Origin of the sequence: Comamonas flocculans, assembly GCF_007954405.1 — a bacterium.
In the GTDB taxonomy this organism is placed as follows: Bacteria; Pseudomonadota; Gammaproteobacteria; order Burkholderiales; family Burkholderiaceae_C; genus Comamonas_C; species Comamonas_C flocculans.
Window position 1 is genome coordinate 1,343,101 of the sequence record NZ_CP042344.1, and the last position, 15,068, is coordinate 1,358,168.

Sequence of the window (15,068 nt, forward strand, 5' to 3'; positions counted from 1 at the left end):
ACCAGCCGCCGGCGACCGGCTCCTGCCTTGCATCGGCAACCGCGCTGGTGCCGGGCTGCGCACCGGTGCCGGCGAAACCCGGCGCCGTGATCGCCACAATCGGCGCCGGGCTGCACGTGAGCGGCGTCTCGGCCGGTTTCACGCGCTTGCTCGGCCACGCCCCCATCCAGGCGCGGGGCCGGCGCCTGGACGAACTGCTGCGGGGCCCCGATACCGACGAGCCATCGCTGCAGGCGCTGTGCGCTGCCATTGCCTCGGGGCAGGAATGGCAGACCGTCTTGCTGATCCACACCGCCCACGGAGCGGCGCGGTGGATGGCCGTCAGTGCCAGCGCGCTGCGTGGCGATGGTGGCGCTGCGCCGCACTCGGTGGTCGTCCTGGACGAGGTCACCCACGTCGGCGACCACGCTGCGCTGCAGCACCTGGTACTCGACGCCATGGCTCAGGGTGCACCCCTGCACGACGCGGCGCGGCTGCTCTGCCGCGAAATGGAACAGGCCGTCCCCGGATGCACCGCCGTGCTGTTGGCGCGCGACGCACAAGGCCGGCTGCGCATCGTTGCCGCGCCCAGCCTGCCGCCGGCGCTCGAAAGCCTCGTCGACGGCCATGCCGGCGGCGCCCGGTGCGGCTGCTGCACGGCCGCCACCACCGGCCAGGCCGTGCGGGCTGCCGACATCGCCAGTGACCCGCGCTGGGACGCCGTGGGCGGCGCCTTCGTCGCCCACGGGCTCCAGGCCTGCCACGCCTACCCCGTCGCCAGCCGCGAAGGCGCGGTGCTCGGCGTTTTCGCACTCTATTGCCCCGAGACCCTGGACACGGACGGCTGGCACGGGCAACTTGCCAACGCCGGCCTGCGCCTGTGCACACTGCTGCTGGAGCGCGAGCACGAACGCGCGCGCATCCACCAGCTTGCTTACTACGACGGTCTGACCGGTCTGGCCAACCGCAGCATGCTCAATGCGCAGGCCGCGCGCATGCTGCACGAGGCGCAGCGCAGCGGCGCCGCGCTGGCACTGGTGTTCATCGACCTGGATCACTTCAAGCAGGTCAACGATACGCACGGCCATCTGGCCGGCGACGCGCTGCTGCGTGCCGTGGCGGCGCGCCTGCAAGACAGCGCTCGCGCGAGCGACCTGGCCGCCCGGCTTGGAGGCGACGAGTTCGTGCTGCTGCTCACGCGCTGCGACGCGCGCCAGGCGGCCCTTGCCGCCGAGCGGCTGTTGAACGCCTTCAGCCGGCCGGTGTCGTTGCCTCAGGCCACGCTGCAGCCACGCGCCAGCATGGGCATCGCCCTGTTTCCCGACGACGGGGCCGATGCCGACACCCTCTTGCACTGCGCCGACCTGGCGATGTACCAGGCCAAGACCGCAGGCGGCCAGTGCTGGCGCTTTCACAACGCAGCGATGAACGACCAGGCCCGCCGCCTGTCACTGCTGGAAGCCGACCTGCGCCAGGCGCTGGCCGCGGGCGGCCTGGCGCTGCACTACCAGCCGCAGATGCAGGGTGGCGGCCTGCACGGCGTCGAAGCGCTGCTGCGCTGGCAGCACCCCACTCTGGGCGCCATCGCGCCCGAGCGCCTGACGCGCACCGCAGACGAATGCGGCCTGCGCGCCGAACTCACGCGCTGGGTGGTAGGCGAAGCCTGCCGCCAGATGGCCGATTGGCGCGCCCGTGGCGTGGCCGTGCCGCGGGTGTCGGTGAACCTGCAGGGTGCCGATCTGCACGAGCCCGAACTGATGCAGTGGCTGACGCAGCCGCTCGGCGCACACGGTCTGCAGACTGCGGACCTGGCGGTGGAAATCGCCGAGGACGTCCTGTGCTCATCCGACCCCGTGGTGCTGAACAGCGCCCACGCGCTGCGCCGCCACGGCATCGCGCTGGCGCTGGACAGCTTCGGCACCGGCTGCTGCAACCTGGGGACGCTGCATCTGCTGCCGGTCGACGAACTGAAGCTGGACGGCGGCTTCGTGCGCGACATCGAGACCAGCGCCACGGCCCGCGCCCTCATCCGCGCCATGCTGCACATCGCGCACGGCCTGGGCCTGCCCCTGGTCGCCGAGGGCGTGGAGACTCGCGCGCAGCAGCAATTCCTGCGCGCCCACGGCTGCGCGCTGGCACAAGGCCACCTGTTGTCGCCGCCACTGTCCGCGCCGGCGCTGGAGCGCCTGCTGCGCGAGGCCGGTACGGCAGCACCGCAAGTTTCGGTGCCAAAAACCACTTGAACCCATTGAGGGCAAGCTATCGTTTTTACCGCTCCTCGGGCAGAGCGGTAAAGCCGATGTGCGTCAAGCCCGCAGCCTGGGCCGCACCAACGATTTGCACCACGCGACCATAGGGCACGGCCGCGTCGGCGCTCAGGCGCAGTTCGGCGTCTGGCTCACTGGAGGCGATGTGCCGCAGGCGTTCGGCCAAGGCCTCGGGCGGCAGGGCATCGCCATCAAGGTAGGCCTGTCCGGCCTTGTCCAGGGCCAGCAGCACGGAAGCGGCACCCCCGGGCGGCTCGGCGGACGCGGCGCGCGGCAGCTCCAGCCGAATACTGCTGGCAAGCAAGGGCGCCGCCAGGATGAAGATCACGACCAGCACCAGCATCACGTCCACCAGCGGCGTGACGTTGATCTCGCTCATCGGGCGCGGGCGGGCCGGTTCGGCGAAGCGACCGAAGGCCATCTCAGCGCTCCGGCGCGGGCGGGTCGAGCACCAGCGCGTGCAGGTCGTGCGCCAAGCCTTCGAGTTCGGCCTCAACCTCGCCGACCCAGCGGCCAAAGCCGTTGTAGGCCAGCACCGCCGGGATCGCCGCCGCCAGGCCCGCCGCGGTCATGATGAGCGCCTCGCCCACCGGGCCGGCCAGGCGTTCGATGCTGATCTGACCGCCGACCGCCAGCTGCGTGAGCGCATGCTGAATGCCCCAGACGGTGCCCAGCAGCCCGACGAAGGGCGCGGTGGCGCCCACGGTGGCCAGCAGCACCTGGCCCCAGCGCAGCCGGGCCAGCGCCGCATGCAGCGCGCCGCGCAGCGCACGGGTGGCACGTTGCGCCAGCGGCGCCTGGTGTGTCAGCGCGTCGGAGCGGCCCGCGCCCTGCAGCTGTGCGGCAGCGACCACCAGCGGCCAGACCAGGGCGTGGCGATCGAGCGCGCGGATGCGCCCAAGCGCCGGCTCCAACGCGGGCGCCGCCCACAGCGCCTCACCGGCGCGCGCCACGTCGGTGCGCGCCTGCGCCATCAGACGCAGCTTGTAGAGGATGACCACCCAGCTGGCGACCGACATGGCCAGCAGGACCACGGCGCAGACCTGGATGACGGCGTCGGCCTCGCGCAGCCACTGCAATGCGTTCATGCGTCTTGCCGGCAGCCGCTCAGCGCAGGCCGAGCACGTCGAACATGTCGAACAGCCCGCGCGGCTTGTCCGCCAGCCAGCGCACCGCGCGCAGACTGCCCTGGGCGTAGCCGGCCCGGCTGCCGGAGCGGTGGGTGATCTCCACGCGCTCGCCGGTACCGGCAAACAGCACGGTGTGATCGCCCACGATGTCGCCACCGCGCACGGTGGCAAAGCCGATGGCGCCGGCCGGGCGCTCGCCGGTGTGCCCATAGCGCTCGTAGACCGCGCGCTCCGCCAGCCGCGTGCCCTGGGCCTCGGCAATGACTTCGCCCATCTTGAGTGCGGTGCCCGAGGGCGCGTCCACCTTGTGCCTGTGGTGCGCCTCGATGATCTCGATGTCGTAGCCGTCGCCCAGCGCCCTGGCGGCGAGTTCGAGCAGTTTCATCGTGACGTTCACGCCCACGCTCATGTTGGGCGCCAGCACTATGGCGACCTTTTCGGCCGCTTGCGCAAGCGCCGCCTTGCCCGCGTCGTCAAAACCCGTAGTGCCTATGACCATCTGCACGCCCAACTCGGCGCAGGCCCTGGCGTGCGCGAGCGTGCCTTCAGGGCGGGTGAAGTCGATCAGCACGTCGCAGCCCGCCAGGCCGGCGCGCAGGTCGGCGGTGACGGGCACGCCACTGCTGCGCCCGAGGAAGGCGGTGGCGTCCGCGCCGACGGCCGGGCTGGCCGCGACGTCGAGCGCGCCGGCCAGCACGCCATCGGTGCTGGCGAGCACCGCCTCGATCAACATGCGGCCCATGCGACCGCTGGCTCCGGCCACAGCGACGCGCCGTGCGGTGGTGAATGTCATGCCGTCCTCGCTCATCTGGGGTGTGCCGCGGTGGCAGGCGCCCCGCCGCCTTGTCCTGGCTTCACTGGCCCGCCTGCTCCAGCGGCGGGTAATGGCTGCCGGCCGGCGGCCTGGGCGCTGCCGTTGCCGTGTCGGGCGGCGTCTCGCTCTTCGGAAAGCGCGCGAGCTGCTCCTCGCTCGCCTGCAGCTGTGGCACCTTCGAGGCCTTGACGCTGGAGCCTAGCGAGGCGACGAATTCCTCCTCGGTCGGCATCTCGTCGCCCTCGGCGCGGTCGAAGCGCTCGTCCTTGAAGTACACCGTGAGATGGCGCGCCTGGTCTTGCACGCCCTGGCGGCGAATGGTGAAGACGTACTCCCAGCGGTCGGCGTGAAACAGGCTGGTCATCAGCGGCGTGCCCAGGATTTCGCGCACCTGCTGGCGGCTCATGCCCGGCTGCAGCGCCTGCACCTGTTCACGCGAGACGAAATTGCCCTGCACCACGTCGGCGCGGTAGGGCGTGACCATGCTGGCCAGGCGGTCTGCCGAACCGGCACAGCCCGCCAGCAAACCCGCGGCAAGCAGGGCAAGGGCGCCCAGGCGGACGCCCGATCGGAAGGTGACTGACATGGTTTTCGGTATCCGGACTATGATCGGTTTCATTGTAGCGACAGGCTTTTGTCTGCCGGCGACACATGTCCCGCACCATGACCAGCAATATCGAAGAGCTCAAAAGCACAGGCCTGAAGGCGACGCTGCCGCGGCTGAAGATCCTGGAAGTTTTCCAGCAGAGCAAGCAGCGGCACATGACGGCCGAGGACGTCTTTCGCGTGCTGCTGGAGGAGCGCTCGGACATCGGCCTGGCGACCGTGTACCGCGTGCTCACCCAGTTCGAGCAGGCCGGCATCCTGATGCGCAGCAATTTCGACGGTGGCAAGGCGGTCTATGAGCTCGACGAGGGCCAGCACCACGACCACTTCATCTGCACCGGCTGCGGCAAGGTCGAAGAATTCTTCGACCACGAGATCGAGGCGCGCCAGAAGCTGATTGCCAAGCAGCGCGGCTGGCAGGTGCACGACCACGCGATGTCGCTCTACGGCCTGTGCGCCAAGTGCGCGGCCGGCCACTGAAGCGCTTGTCGGGCTAACTCGGGCCCGTATGCCCGTCGAGCATCGCCTGACGGTGGCGGGCGACGAACTCCTGGTAGGTGTCGATGCCGCGAAACTGCAGGATGGTGTTGCGCACCGCAGCTTCCACCAGCACCGCGATGTTGCGTCCCGCCACCACCTCGACGATCACCTTGCGGATCGGCACACCCAGCACGTCCTGGGTCAGCGGCTCGCCGGGTAGACGCTCGTAGTCGCGCTCCAGCGTCTCCTTGCGCACCAGATGCACGATCAGACGCAGCCGCATGCGACGGCGCACCGCGTTTTCGCCGAAGATGGCGCGGATGTCCAAAAGCCCGATGCCGCGCACCTCCACCAGGTTCTGCAGCAGCTCGGGGCAACGCCCTTCGATGGTGCTCTGGTTGATGCGCGACAGGTCGACGATGTCGTCGGCCACCAGGCCGTTGCCGCGCGTGATCAGCTCCAGCCCCAGCTCGCTCTTGCCCAGGCCCGACTCGCCCGTGATCAGGACGCCCAAGCCCAGGATGTCCATGAACACCCCATGCATCGAGGTGCGCTCGGCAAAGTGCTTGGCCAGGTAGCCGCGCAGCACGTCGATGACGAAGGCCGAGGACTCGGCGGTGGCGAACAGCGGCAGTTGCGCACGGTCGCACATGCGCAGCAGCTCGCCGGGCGGCGCCTGGCCGTCGGCCAGCACCAGCACCGGCGGCTCCAGCGTGAGGATGCGCGCCAGACGGCGCTGGCAGTCGGCGGCGCTGCCGTTGGTGAGATAGGCGACCTCGCGCTGACCGATGATCTGCGCGCGGTAGGGATGGATGTAGTTCAGGTGCCCGACCAGATCCGCGCTGGAGCTGGCGGCACGCACGGCCACGTCTTCGAAGCGGCGCTCGGCAGCGCCCTGGCCTGCCAGCCACTGCCAGCGCAGCAGGCTGGAAAACTCCTGGAACAAGGCATCGGCGCTGACGACGTTGGCTTGCATGTGCGCCGCCGCCTGTGTTGGGGTTCAGGCGCTGTGGGCCGCCTGGGTGCTCTGCCAGCCGGCGATCAGGCCGTGCAGCTCGGCGGCGTCCTGGCAGGCCTTGATGCGCTCGCGCGTTGGCGTGTCGCCCAGCAGCTCGGCAATCTCGGACAGGATTTCCAGGTGCTTTTGCGTCGCCGCCTCGGGCACCAGCAGGAAGATCAGCAGAGTGACGGGCAGCTCGTCGGGGGCATCGAACCCTATGGGCTGGCGCAGCTGGAACACCGCCGCCATGGGCGCCTTCAGGCCCTTGATGCGCCCGTGCGGAATCGCCACGCCGTGCCCCAAGCCGGTGGAGCCCAGGCGCTCGCGTGCAAACAGGCTGTCGGTGATGAGCGCGCGCGAGAGCCCATGCTGGCTCTCGAACAGCAGGCCCGCCTCCTCAAAGGCGCGCTTTTTGCTGGTCACGTCAACGCCCACGAGCACCTGCGCGGGAGGCAATATGGAAGCGAGTCGGTTCATGGCGAATGGGGGGCAATTATGCACAATCAGAGTAAACCCTGAGACGCGAGACATCCAGACACAAAAAAAACCACCCGTTGCCGGGTGGTTCCGGTGGGCGCGGGGGATTGCTCAGCCTACGGCGCCCGCGGCCTGCAGCGTGCTGCGGCGCAGCTCGGCCTGGTGGTCCTGGGTGCGCGTCTTGTGGCGCACCACCTGGCGGTCGAGCTTGTCCATGAGCGCGTCGATGGCCGCGTACAGGTCGAAGTGGCTGGCCTGGGCGAACAGGTCCGTGCCCTTCACGCGCACGTTGCATTCGGCGCGCTGGCGTTTTTCCTTTTCCTTCTGCTTTTCCACGGTCAGCAAGACCTTGATGTCGACCACCTGATCGAAATGCCGAGTGAGCCGGTCCAGCTTGGAGGTAACGTAGCCGCGCAAGGCGGGCGTCACTTCGAGATGATGGCCACTGATCGTCAAATTCATGGAACTCTCCTGTGATGCACAGCTGAAAAACGCCACTGCAGTGCAAACCGCAGCGGCTGACGAATCCGTTCTGCGTGGAACTGCCACTATGCACCGGCGCGCGCCCAGGGCAAGGACGCCCGAGCGGTGCACGTGGGCATGGCCCTGCGGCGGCGAAAAACGCTGCACAATGGCGGGATTGCCTGCAACGCCGCCGCGCCGCATCCGCGCATGCCGGCGGCTTTTTTCTTCTCCCCCATGACCGCCGCCGCTGCCCCCGCCCTGCACACCTCGTCCCTGCATTCCCTGCCGTTGCTCGCGCGCGGCAAGGTGCGCGACAACTACGCAGTGGGCGAAGACCGCCTGCTGATGGTGGCGAGCGACCGGCTTTCGGCCTTCGACGTGATCCTGGGCGAGCCGATTCCGGGCAAGGGGCAGCTGCTCACCCAGATGGCGCTGTTCTGGTTCGACCGGCTCGGCCACATCGTCCCCAACCACCTGACCGGCGAGGCGCCCGAGAGCGTGGTCGCGCCCGACGAGCTGCCCCAGGTGCAAGGGCGCGCGATGCTGGTGCAGCGCCTGCGCCCGATTGCCATCGAGGCCGTGGTGCGCGGCTATCTTGCCGGCAGCGGCTGGAAGGAGTACCAGGCAGGGCGCAAGGTCTGCGGCGTGCCGCTGCCCGAGGGGCTGCGCAATGCCTCGCGCCTGCCGCGACCGATCTACACGCCGGCGGCCAAGGCGGCCTCGGGCCACGACGAGAACATCACTTTCGAGCAGACGGTGCAGATGGTGGGCAGCGAGCTGGCGGCCAGGATCCGCGACACCAGCATCCGCCTGTATGAAGAGGCGGCCGCCTACGCCCTGACCAGGGGGCTGATCATTGCCGACACCAAGTTCGAGTTCGGTCTCGACCGCGATGGCGCGCTGGTGCTGATGGACGAGGTGCTCACGCCCGACAGCTCGCGCTACTGGCCGGTGCAGGAGCACGAGGCGGCGCTGGCCAGCGGCAGGAACCCGCCGAGTTTCGACAAGCAGTTCGTGCGCGACTGGCTGGAGCAGGCCAGGGTGGACGGCCAGCCCTGGAACAAGACGGCACCGGCGCCGCAGCTGCCGGCCGAGGTGATCGCCAAAACCGCCGCCAAATACCGCGAGGCCTACGAGCGGCTCACTGGCTGAGCCGCGGCGTCTGCGGCAGCGGCGCCATGCCGTCCTGGCGCGCCGCAAAGCGCAGCAGCGGCGTGCCGTCGCCCGCGCGCAGCTCCAGCGTGCGCCCGCGCTGCCAGTATGAAGCCACGCGCGGCAGGCGCTCGAAGAACAGCGCCTCGCGCAGGCCTGAGCCCAGGCACAGGCGCAGCGAGGAACTCAAACCCTCGAAGCGCAGCGATGCGCCCTGCAGCCTGTAGCTGCCCGCCAGGCGGTTGCAGCCGCCCGAGCCGCTCAGGCGCCCGCTCGCTCCGTCCAGCAGCAGGTGCGGCGCCTCAGCCGGGTCGGCGTCTTCGGTGCCGGTGGATGGGACATCAGCCCCCGCGGGCATGTCGGCAATCGCGCTCAGCTCCCACCAGGTCTGCGTCAGCGCGACCTCGGCCTGGGCGTTCGCGGGCAGCGCGGGCACGGGGCTCAGGCGCAGGTCCACATGGCGCAGGCCGGGGTCGAGCAGCACCACCACCTCGGGTCGGGTTTCGAGCAGCAGCCGGCCGTCGCGCAGGGCCGTCGCCTGCACGGTGTAGCGGCCGCCCGTGCGGATGTCGCCCTGGTGGTAGGGCAGGCGCAAGGCATAGGGGGGCGAACCGGCGTCCTCGATGCGCTGGCGCGCCAGCGCCACGGGCGGCGCGCCCTCGCGCGGCCAGGCGAGCAGGACCGCTTCGAACACCGTATCGGGCGGCAGCAGCAGGGGGGCGCGTGTCAGCGCCAGACCGCTGAGCTGCGCATCGGGCGGCGGCGCGCTGGCGCAGGCGGCGAGCAGCAGCGCCGCGAGCAGCGCCGGTGCGCCCGCGCGGCGCCGCGCCATCAGCTCAGCACGACGCTGGACAGGCGCCTGCGGTAGCTGGCCACCACCGGGTCCTGGGGCGGAATCTGGCCGTCGGCCACCTTGGCGCGCGGCGGCTCGATCAGGTCAAGCACGGCCACGTAGGCCTTGCGCGCCGCGCCCTCTTCCCAGCCCTTGTCGCGCATCAATATCTCGAGCAGCTCGTCCATGGCCTCGGTAAAGCGCTGCCCGGCGGCGAGGAAGCGGGCGCGGGAAAAACGCGCGGCGAAGTCGCGCTTGTTTGCTGCAATCTTCTGGTCGAATTGATCTATGGCCCCCGGCCCGTCAGCGTGTTCAGCAACGAAATCCATAGCAGACAGCCAGAATTTCAGCGCCGCCAGGCGCTGCACCCCCTCGGCCTTGGCGTCCACCGGCGCGAAGGCCGCGCGGGCCGCGTCGACCTGGCCGCGCTGCAGCAGCAGCCGCACGAGGTCAAAGCGCGCCTCGTCGTTGTCCGGGTCGGCCTGCACCGCCTCCTGCAGCTTGTCCAGCGCACCGGCGGCGTCGCCGCCCTCCAGCGCCTGCTGCGCCTCTTCATGTTCGCCCTGGGCCTGCTGCTCCTCGGCGCTGGGCAGGTGCTTGTCCAGAAAGGCGCGCACCTGGGTTTCGGGCAGGGCGCCCATGAAACCGTCGACGGGCTGGCCGTCCACCATCAGCACCACGGTGGGGATGCTGCGCACGCCGAACATGGCGGCGAGCTGCTGCTCCTGGTCGGAGTCGATCTTGGCGAGCTTGAAGCGCCCGGCGTACTCGGTCTCCAGCTTCTCCAGGATCGGGCCCAGGGTCTTGCACGGGCCGCACCAGGGGGCCCAGAAATCCACCAGCACGGGCTGCTGCTGGGATGCGGTGATGACTTCGGCCTCGAAGTTCGCCACGGTCACGTCGATCATGAGTAGGCTCCTGCAAATCGGTGGCGGCAAACCTTCTGCCGCGCAAACTGCCTGAATTGTCCTGTATCCCGCAGGCGCGATCACCGGCCGCCCGCCGTCACGACCGGCGGGCGCGCGCCCGCTTGTCCGCCCGCGCCCTAAAATCCGCTGTTTTCGCCCTGCGGCCCGTCGTGCGCGCCGCTCTCCACGGACATGAACCCCATCCAGATCGGTGTGGTCATGGGCTCTTCCAGCGACTGGGAGACCATGCAGCACGCCGTCGCCATCCTCCAGCAGTTCGGCATCGCCCATGAAGCGCGCGTGGTCTCGGCCCACCGCATGCCCGACGAGATGTTTGCCTACGCCGCAGCGGCCGAAGGCCGCGGCCTGAAGGCCATCATCGCCGGCGCGGGCGGCGCGGCCCACCTGCCGGGCATGCTGGCGGCCAAGACCTGCGTGCCGGTGCTGGGCGTGCCGGTGGCCAGCCGCCAGCTGCAGGGCGTGGATTCGCTCTACTCCATCGTGCAGATGCCCAGGGGCGTGCCCGTGGCGACCTTCGCGATCGGAGCAGCGGGCGCGGCCAACGCCGCCTTGTTCGCCGTGGCGCTGCTGGCCAATGAAGCGCCGCCGCTGCGCGCGCAGCTGCAGGCCTTTCGCACGCAGCAGACGGAGGCGGCGCGCGCCATGACGCTGCCCCCCGCACAGGCATGAGCACGCCCGCGCGCAGCCACCCCATCCTGCCCGGCGCGACGCTGGGCGTGCTCGGCGGCGGACAGCTCGGGCGCATGTTCGTGCATGCCGCGCAGAGCATGGGCTATTTCACCGCCGTGCTCGATCCGGACGCGCACAGCCCCGCCGGACGCGTGAGCCACCACCACATCCACAGCGGCTACGAAGACCCGCGGGGCCTGGCCGAGCTCGCGCGGCTGTGCGCCGCAGTGACCACCGAATTCGAGAACGTGCCGGCGGCGGCGCTGGAACAACTGGCCAGCCGCTTGCCCGTGGCCCCTGCCGCCGCCAGCGTGGCCGTGGCCCAGCACCGTGCGCGCGAGAAGGCGCACTTCGTGCGCTGTGGCGTGCCGGTCGCGCCGCACGCGGTGATTGAAACCGCCGAGCAACTGGCAGCCGTGGACGCGCAGCTGCTGCCGGGCATCCTGAAAACCTCCACTCTGGGCTACGACGGCAAGGGGCAGCTGCAGGTCGGCACGCCGCGGGAGCTGGCCGCTGCCTGGCAACAGTTGAAACAAGCCCCCTGCGTGCTGGAAAAGCGCCTGCCGCTGGACTTTGAATGCTCCGTGGTGCTGGCGCGCGGCAGGGACGGCAGCTGCGTGAGCCTGCCGGTACAGCGCAACCTGCACCGCGGCGGCATCCTGGCCGTGACCGAAGTTCACAAAGGAAATATGCCTCAAACGCTTGCTGGTCAAGCGCTTGCAGCTACCAAATCCATAGCTGAAGGCCTGAACTACGTGGGCGTGCTCTGCGTGGAATTCTTCGTGCTGCAGGATGGCTCGCTGGTGGTCAACGAGATCGCGCCGCGCCCGCACAACAGCGGGCACTGGAGCATCGACGGCTGCGACAGCTCGCAGTTCGCGCTGCAGGTGCGCACCATGGCGGGGCTGCCACTTGCCACGCCGCGCCAGCACAGCCCGGCCATCATGCTCAACCTGCTGGGCGATCTCTGGCTGCAGGGCGGCGGCGCGCCGCGCACGCCGCCATGGGCACAGGTGCTGACCCTGCCCGGCTGCCACCTGCACCTGTACGGCAAGGCCGAGGCGCGCGCCGGGCGCAAGATGGGCCACCTGACGGTGACCGGCGCGCACATCGACACGGTGCGAGCCACCGCGCTGCGCGCCGCCGAGGTGCTGGGCATCGCGCCCTTCTGAGCCATGGTGCTGGACGGCGCGCTGCCCGAATCCATCGCCACCGCGGTGCAGGCGCTGGCGCGCGGCGAGCTGCTGGGGCTGCCGACCGAAACCGTCTATGGCCTGGCAGCCGACGCCGACAACGCCGCGGCCGTGGCAAGCATCTTCAGCACCAAGGGCCGGCCCAGCAACCACCCGCTGATCGTGCATGTCACGGGCCGCACCGCCGCCAGCCGCTACGCCGCCAGCGTGCCCGACTTTGCCGACAAGCTCATGGACGCGTTCTGGCCCGGGCCGCTGACCCTCATCCTGCCACGCCGCGCGGACATAGCAGGCGCCGCCACCGGCGGCCAGGACAGCGTGGGCCTGCGCTGCCCCGCGCACCCGGTGGCGCAGCAGCTGCTGGCCGCCTGCGCCGCGCACCAGCCGCCCATCCACGGCCTGGCCGCGCCCAGCGCCAACCGCTTCGGGCGCGTAAGCCCGACCACGGCCGAACACGTGCGCCAGGAATTCGGCGACGCGCTGCTGGTGCTCGACGGCGGTGCCTGCGCGGTGGGCATCGAATCCACCATCGTCGACTGCACGCGCGGCGCGCCGGTACTGCTGCGCCCCGGGGTGCTGGAGGTGGCGGCGCTGGCGCGCGCCTGCGGCCAAAGAATACTCTCGAAAGAGGAGCTTCCTGCGCAGCAGCCGCGGGCCTCAGGCACGCTTTTGATGCACTATGCACCCAAGGCACCGGTGCGGCTGATGGACGCCCGCCAATTGCAGGCGGCGCTGGACCTGCTGGGAAGCGAAGACGCGCGCATTGCGGTCTGGGCGCGCACGCCGCTGCGTGCGGCCTCGCCCGGGGTGCTGCTGCAACCCATGCCCGACGAAGCCGGCGCCGCCGCCCACGCGCTGTTTGCCCAGTTGCGCGCCTTCGACGAGGCCGGCGCGCGGCTGATCTGGGTCGAGACGCCGCCGCCCGCTCCCGCCTGGGACGGCGTGCGCGACCGCCTGCAGCGCGCCGCCGCCGCGGGCTGAAGGCGGGCGAGCCATCCCTTACACTCGACCACCAAACCTTCGGAGAATCACCCCATGCCAGCATTCTGGTTGCGCCGCACCCTGCTCGTCGTGGCCTGCGCATCGACCGCCTGGCTCGCCGCCTGCGGCTCCAGCGTGGAGAAAGCCTTTCAACCCCAGCGCCTCATCGCCTTCGGCGACAGCATGGCCTATCTGGGCGACGCGGGGGGCAACGGCCGCTACACGGTCAACGACGGCAGCGTGAACAACTGGACGCTGCAGGTGGCCCAGCGCTACAACCGGCCGCTCGCCTCGAGCGCTGCGGGCGGATTGAGCTATGCCCGGGGCAATGCGCGCATCAGCGCCAAGCCCGATGCGGCAGGCAACCCGGCGACCGCCACCGTGGCCGAGCAGGTGGACCAGTTCTTTGCCACGCAAAGCGTGCAGCCGGACGACATGGTGATGCTCAGCGCCGGCACGGCCGACCTCATCGTCGGCATGCGCGCGGTGCTCGACGGCAGCCAGAGCCAGGCGCAGTACCTGGCCCAGGCAGGCCAGGCCGGCGCCGACCTGGCCACACAGGTGCAGCGCCTGTACGACGCCGGCATGCACGTGGTGGTGGCCGGCGTGTACCGCCTGGGGCGCACGCCCTGGGCCAGGACGCTGAACCAGGAGGCGCTGCTCACCAGCGCAAGCGATGAGTTCAACAAGCAATTGCTGCTCAAGATCGAGCCGCTGGGCGAGCGCGTGCGCTACATCGAGATGGCCGGCTACGTGAACCCGATCGACGACACCTACCACCGCCCCTGGAACTACATCGGCTTTGCCAACAGCACCAGCCCGGTGTGCACCTCGGTGGACCCCGGCGCCGGCATAGGCACGGGTGCCAACCAGGTCAATTCGGCACTGTGCACCAGCGCCACCGTGGTGCCCGGCGCGGACGTGAACACCTACGAGTTTGCCGACCAGGTCTATGTCTCGCCCGCGTCCCAGCGCCAGCTGGGCGAGCACGCCTACAACGACGTGCTGCGCGAAACCTGGTGAGCGCCCCCGCGCTGCCCGGCCATGAAAAAACGCACCCGGGGGTGCGTTTTTTTGGGCTGCAAGGGCTTCAGCGGGCGTGCATCACGCGCACCATCTCCAGGCACTTGTTGGAGTAACCCCATTCGTTGTCGTACCAGGCCACGAGCTTGACGAAGTTGTCGTCCAGCGCGATGCCGGCGTCGGCGTCGAAGATGGAGGTGCGCGCATCGCCACGGAAGTCGGTGGCCACCACCTTGTCCTCGGTATAGCCCAGGATGCCCTTGAGCGCGCCCTGCGACTGCGCCTTCATCTCGGCCTTGATCTCGTCGTAGCTTGCGCTCTTGTCCAGCTCCACGGTCAGGTCCACCACCGAGACGTTGGAAGTGGGCACGCGAAAGCTCATGCCGGTGAGCTTCTTGTTGAGCTCGGGAATCACCTTGCCCACCGCCTTGGCCGCGCCGGTGCTGCTGGGGATGATGTTCTCCAGAATGCCGCGCCCGCCGCGCCAGTCCTTGTTGGAAGGGCCGTCCACGGTCTTCTGCGTGGCGGTGGCGGCATGCACCGTGGTCATCAGGCCGCGCTTGATGCCCCATTTTTCATTCAGCACCTTGGCCACGGGCGCCAGGCAATTGGTGGTGCACGAGGCGTTGGAGGCGATCGCCTGGCCGGCATAGCTCTTGTCGTTCACGCCGAAGACGAACATCGGCGTGTCGTCCTTGGAGGGAGCGGACATCAGCACCTTCTTCGCGCCGGCGTCGATGTGCTTTTGCGCCAGTTCCGCCGTCAGGAACAGGCCGGTGGATTCGATCACGATCTCGGCGCCCACCTCGCCCCAGTTGAGCCTGGCCGGGTCCTTCTCGGCGCTGAGGCGGATCTTCTTGCCGTTGACGCTCAGGGTGTTGCCCTCGACCGAAACCTCGCCATCGAAGCGCCCGTGCACGCTGTCGTGCTTGAGCATGTAGGCCAGGTACTCGGGCTCGAGCAGGTCGTTGATGCCCACCACCTCGATGTCCGGGAAGTTCTGCACCGCCGCGCGCAGCACGTTGCGGCCGATGCGGCCAAACCCGTTGATGCCTATCTTGATCGTCATTG

General features: G+C 69.7%; 17 protein-coding genes. 7 read left to right on the forward strand and 10 right to left on the reverse strand.

The annotated features are described in order from the left end of the window. Positions 1–86 precede the first annotated feature (86 nt). Positions 87–2,222, forward strand: coding sequence for a putative bifunctional diguanylate cyclase/phosphodiesterase (locus FOZ74_RS06520; RefSeq protein WP_255437813.1), 2,136 nt, complete (start codon positions 87–89; stop codon positions 2,220–2,222). A gap of 25 nt (positions 2,223–2,247) precedes the next feature. On the opposite strand, the gene FOZ74_RS06525 is transcribed toward FOZ74_RS06520, so the two are convergent. The 4 genes from FOZ74_RS06525 to FOZ74_RS06540 all read right to left on the reverse strand — a co-directional run bounded on the left by FOZ74_RS06525 (position 2,248) and on the right by FOZ74_RS06540 (position 4,776). Next, positions 2,248–2,667, reverse strand: a complete 420-nt coding sequence (locus FOZ74_RS06525) for an ExbD/TolR family protein (protein WP_146912298.1) — start codon at positions 2,665–2,667, stop codon at positions 2,248–2,250. Position 2,668: 1 nt separating this feature from the next. Next, the gene (locus FOZ74_RS06530; protein WP_146912299.1) at positions 2,669–3,334 is read right to left on the reverse strand and encodes a MotA/TolQ/ExbB proton channel family protein; all 666 of its coding nucleotides are present in this window, start codon (positions 3,332–3,334) and stop codon (positions 2,669–2,671) included. 19 nt (positions 3,335–3,353) lie between these two features. After that, positions 3,354–4,169, reverse strand: a complete 816-nt coding sequence (gene dapB / locus FOZ74_RS06535; protein WP_146912300.1) for a 4-hydroxy-tetrahydrodipicolinate reductase — start codon at positions 4,167–4,169, stop codon at positions 3,354–3,356. Positions 4,170–4,230: 61 nt separating this feature from the next. Then, positions 4,231–4,776 (reverse strand): outer membrane protein assembly factor BamE, encoded by a 546-nt coding sequence (locus FOZ74_RS06540; protein WP_146912301.1) that lies wholly within the window; start codon positions 4,774–4,776, stop codon positions 4,231–4,233. A gap of 77 nt (positions 4,777–4,853) precedes the next feature. On the opposite strand from FOZ74_RS06540, the gene fur reads away from it, so the two are divergent. Continuing rightward, complete coding sequence (gene fur, locus FOZ74_RS06545; RefSeq protein WP_146912302.1) at positions 4,854–5,276, forward strand: ferric iron uptake transcriptional regulator; 423 nt, start codon at positions 4,854–4,856, stop codon at positions 5,274–5,276. 13 nt (positions 5,277–5,289) lie between these two features. Here fur and hprK read toward each other — a convergent pair whose 3' ends face one another. From hprK to hpf, 3 genes are all read right to left on the reverse strand, one after another. After that, positions 5,290–6,252, reverse strand: coding sequence for an HPr(Ser) kinase/phosphatase (gene hprK, locus FOZ74_RS06550; RefSeq protein ID WP_146912303.1), 963 nt, complete (start codon positions 6,250–6,252; stop codon positions 5,290–5,292). Between the two features lie 24 nt (positions 6,253–6,276). Next, the gene (locus FOZ74_RS06555) at positions 6,277–6,753 is read right to left on the reverse strand and encodes a PTS sugar transporter subunit IIA (RefSeq protein ID WP_146912304.1); all 477 of its coding nucleotides are present in this window, start codon (positions 6,751–6,753) and stop codon (positions 6,277–6,279) included. A 111-nt stretch (positions 6,754–6,864) separates the two neighbouring features. Further along, positions 6,865–7,215 carry a ribosome hibernation-promoting factor, HPF/YfiA family gene (gene hpf, locus FOZ74_RS06560; RefSeq protein WP_146912305.1) on the reverse strand — a complete coding sequence of 117 codons (351 nt, stop codon included), beginning with the start codon at positions 7,213–7,215 and terminating at the stop codon, positions 6,865–6,867. Between the two features lie 237 nt (positions 7,216–7,452). Here hpf and FOZ74_RS06565 point away from each other — a divergent pair, with 237 nt between their 5' ends. Further along, positions 7,453–8,370: a phosphoribosylaminoimidazolesuccinocarboxamide synthase gene (locus tag FOZ74_RS06565; RefSeq protein WP_146912306.1), complete on the forward strand. Its 918-nt coding sequence runs from the start codon at positions 7,453–7,455 to the stop codon at positions 8,368–8,370. Here the strand turns inward: FOZ74_RS06565 and FOZ74_RS06570 are convergent. Both FOZ74_RS06570 and trxA read right to left on the reverse strand, forming a co-directional pair. After that, on the reverse strand, positions 8,360–9,202 hold the full coding sequence (locus tag FOZ74_RS06570) for an META domain-containing protein (protein WP_146912307.1): 843 nt from the start codon (positions 9,200–9,202) through the stop codon (positions 8,360–8,362). The genes FOZ74_RS06565 and FOZ74_RS06570 overlap by 11 nt on opposite strands. Next, positions 9,202–10,110, reverse strand: coding sequence for a thioredoxin (gene trxA, locus FOZ74_RS06575; RefSeq protein ID WP_146912308.1), 909 nt, complete (start codon positions 10,108–10,110; stop codon positions 9,202–9,204). Before trxA ends, FOZ74_RS06570 begins: the two co-directional genes overlap by 1 nt. A 192-nt stretch (positions 10,111–10,302) precedes the next feature. Between trxA and purE the strand changes: the two genes are divergently transcribed. Genes purE through FOZ74_RS06595 form a run of 4 tightly spaced genes read left to right on the forward strand, consistent with a single transcriptional unit; the run spans position 10,303 to position 13,997 of the window. Next, positions 10,303–10,800 carry a 5-(carboxyamino)imidazole ribonucleotide mutase gene (gene purE / locus FOZ74_RS06580; RefSeq protein ID WP_146912309.1) on the forward strand — a complete coding sequence of 166 codons (498 nt, stop codon included), beginning with the start codon at positions 10,303–10,305 and terminating at the stop codon, positions 10,798–10,800. Beyond that, a complete protein-coding gene (locus tag FOZ74_RS06585; RefSeq protein ID WP_146912310.1) occupies positions 10,797–11,972 on the forward strand; it encodes a 5-(carboxyamino)imidazole ribonucleotide synthase in 1,176 nt (391 codons plus the stop codon). Before purE ends, FOZ74_RS06585 begins: the two co-directional genes overlap by 4 nt. A 3-nt stretch (positions 11,973–11,975) precedes the next feature. Further along, entirely contained in the window at positions 11,976–12,974 is a 999-nt protein-coding gene (locus FOZ74_RS06590; RefSeq protein WP_146912311.1) for an L-threonylcarbamoyladenylate synthase, read from the forward strand. A gap of 54 nt (positions 12,975–13,028) precedes the next feature. Then, a complete protein-coding gene (locus FOZ74_RS06595) occupies positions 13,029–13,997 on the forward strand; it encodes an SGNH/GDSL hydrolase family protein (RefSeq protein WP_146912312.1) in 969 nt (322 codons plus the stop codon). A gap of 67 nt (positions 13,998–14,064) precedes the next feature. On the opposite strand, the gene gap is transcribed toward FOZ74_RS06595, so the two are convergent. After that, a complete protein-coding gene (gene gap / locus FOZ74_RS06600; RefSeq protein WP_146912313.1) occupies positions 14,065–15,066 on the reverse strand; it encodes a type I glyceraldehyde-3-phosphate dehydrogenase in 1,002 nt (333 codons plus the stop codon). Positions 15,067–15,068: the final 2 nt, after the last annotated feature.

What these genes read in the sequence shown, in the direction of transcription:
- FOZ74_RS06525 (WP_146912298.1), bottom strand. Translation starts at nt 2,667, where the DNA reads ATGGCCTTCGGTCGCTTCGCCGAACCGGCCCGCCCGCGCCCGATGAGC.
- FOZ74_RS06530 (WP_146912299.1), bottom strand. Translation starts at nt 3,334, where the DNA reads ATGAACGCATTGCAGTGGCTGCGCGAGGCCGACGCCGTCATCCAGGTC.
- dapB (WP_146912300.1), bottom strand. Translation starts at nt 4,169, where the DNA reads ATGACATTCACCACCGCACGGCGCGTCGCTGTGGCCGGAGCCAGCGGT.
- FOZ74_RS06540 (WP_146912301.1), bottom strand. Translation starts at nt 4,776, where the DNA reads ATGTCAGTCACCTTCCGATCGGGCGTCCGCCTGGGCGCCCTTGCCCTG.
- fur (WP_146912302.1), top strand. Translation starts at nt 4,854, where the DNA reads ATGACCAGCAATATCGAAGAGCTCAAAAGCACAGGCCTGAAGGCGACG.
- hprK (WP_146912303.1), bottom strand. Translation starts at nt 6,252, where the DNA reads ATGCAAGCCAACGTCGTCAGCGCCGATGCCTTGTTCCAGGAGTTTTCC.
- FOZ74_RS06555 (WP_146912304.1), bottom strand. Translation starts at nt 6,753, where the DNA reads ATGAACCGACTCGCTTCCATATTGCCTCCCGCGCAGGTGCTCGTGGGC.
- hpf (WP_146912305.1), bottom strand. Translation starts at nt 7,215, where the DNA reads ATGAATTTGACGATCAGTGGCCATCATCTCGAAGTGACGCCCGCCTTG.
- FOZ74_RS06565 (WP_146912306.1), top strand. Translation starts at nt 7,453, where the DNA reads ATGACCGCCGCCGCTGCCCCCGCCCTGCACACCTCGTCCCTGCATTCC.
- FOZ74_RS06570 (WP_146912307.1), bottom strand. Translation starts at nt 9,202, where the DNA reads ATGGCGCGGCGCCGCGCGGGCGCACCGGCGCTGCTCGCGGCGCTGCTG.
- trxA (WP_146912308.1), bottom strand. Translation starts at nt 10,110, where the DNA reads ATGATCGACGTGACCGTGGCGAACTTCGAGGCCGAAGTCATCACCGCA.
- purE (WP_146912309.1), top strand. Translation starts at nt 10,303, where the DNA reads ATGAACCCCATCCAGATCGGTGTGGTCATGGGCTCTTCCAGCGACTGG.
- FOZ74_RS06585 (WP_146912310.1), top strand. Translation starts at nt 10,797, where the DNA reads ATGAGCACGCCCGCGCGCAGCCACCCCATCCTGCCCGGCGCGACGCTG.
- FOZ74_RS06590 (WP_146912311.1), top strand. Translation starts at nt 11,976, where the DNA reads ATGGTGCTGGACGGCGCGCTGCCCGAATCCATCGCCACCGCGGTGCAG.
- FOZ74_RS06595 (WP_146912312.1), top strand. Translation starts at nt 13,029, where the DNA reads ATGCCAGCATTCTGGTTGCGCCGCACCCTGCTCGTCGTGGCCTGCGCA.
- gap (WP_146912313.1), bottom strand. Translation starts at nt 15,066, where the DNA reads ATGACGATCAAGATAGGCATCAACGGGTTTGGCCGCATCGGCCGCAAC.